The 262-nt window shown below is 38.5% G+C and carries 1 protein-coding gene; it reads right to left on the reverse strand.

Annotated elements, in window-relative coordinates:
• Nucleotides 1-35: 35 nt before the first annotated feature.
• A partial coding sequence (locus ACQY5R_RS18370; RefSeq protein WP_428610733.1) for an ACT domain-containing protein occupies nucleotides 36-262 on the reverse strand: 227 nt, incomplete at its 5' end.

Consider the following 262-nt stretch of genomic DNA (forward strand, 5'->3'; position numbering starts at 1 on the left):
AAATCAATGAAAAAGACGAATCCATTGTCTTTATCTTACGCTTCATCCAGTTCAAAAGCTTTGTGCAAAACGCGTACAGCTAATTCCATGTATTTTTCTTCTATCACAACTGCTACTTTGATTTCACTGGTAGAAATCATCTGTATGTTAATGCCTTCTTCTGATAATGTGCGAAACATTTGGCTTGCAACGCCAACATGTGAGCGCATACCAACACCGACAATAGCGACTTTAGCAATATGGTCATCGCCTTTTATCTCAC

The sequence above is a fragment of the Sedimenticola sp. genome (genome assembly GCF_050289425.1).
Lineage (GTDB): Bacteria > Pseudomonadota > Gammaproteobacteria > Chromatiales > Chromatiaceae > Sedimenticola.